Raw genomic sequence first — 1,030 nt, forward strand, 5'->3', positions numbered from 1 at the left:
ATGCGGCTCATCACCTCCGAGCCCGCGCCATGGCCCCAGAGGATGGGGGCAAGACCTGCCAGGATCACCGCCACGGTCATGGCCTTGGGCCGCACCCGCAGCAGGGCGCCTTCTCGTACGGCGGCCTCGACCTGGTCGGGCGTGGGGTTGGGACCCAGGGCGTCCATGGCGTGCTTGAGATAGATCAGCATCACCACGCCGAACTCGGCGGCGACCCCCGCCAGGGCGATGAACCCAACGCCGGTGGCGACCGACTGGTGGTAGCCGAGCAGGTAGAGCGTCCAGATTCCGCCGGTCAGGGCGAACGGCAAGGTAGCCATAATCAGCCCCGCTTCGTCGAAGCGACGGAAGATCACGTAGAGCAGCACGAAGATGATCAGCAGGGTGGCCGGCACGACGATCTTCAGCCGGTCGGCGGCCCGCTGCAGATATTCGAACTGGCCGGAGTACGAGACGCTGACACCGGTGGAGAGTCTGACCTTCTGACTCACGGCCTGGCGCAGGTCGCCGACCACCGACGCCAGGTCCCGGCCCCGCACGTCGACATAGACCCAGGTGGTTGGCCGGCCGTTCTCGCTCTTCAGCATCGGCGGGCCATCGGCGATCTGGACCTGCGCCACCGTGCCCAAAGTGATCTGCGCGCCGCCGGGGGTGAGGATCGGCAAGGCCCGCAGGCCTTCCAGGCTGTCGCGCAGCTCGCGCGGATAACGGACGCTGATCGGATAACGGGCCAGGCCTTCGACCGTCTGACCGATGGTCTCGCCGCCGATCGCCCCGGAGACGATCGACTGGACGTCGTCGATGTTCAGCCCGAACCGCGCGGCGGCGGCCCGGTCGATGCGGACATCCACATAACGCCCGCCGGTCAGGCGTTCGGCCAAGGCCGAGCTGACGCCGGGCACATCCTTGGCCACGCCCTCGACCTCGCGGGCGATGCGGTCCAGTTCGGCGAGGTTGGCGCCCGACACCTTGACCCCGATCGGGCTCTTAATGCCGGTGGCCAGCATGTCGATGCGGTTGCGGATCGGCG

General features: G+C 68.2%; 1 protein-coding gene. It reads right to left on the reverse strand.

The features are described from left to right. Window positions 1-1,030, reverse strand: a 1,030-nt coding sequence (locus NKJ21_RS27605) for an efflux RND transporter permease subunit (protein ID WP_254733489.1), incomplete at both ends; no start/stop codon positions are given.

It is taken from the genome of Klebsiella sp. SWET4, assembly GCF_024296565.1.
Taxonomy (GTDB): domain Bacteria; phylum Pseudomonadota; class Gammaproteobacteria; order Enterobacterales; family Enterobacteriaceae; genus Klebsiella; species Klebsiella variicola.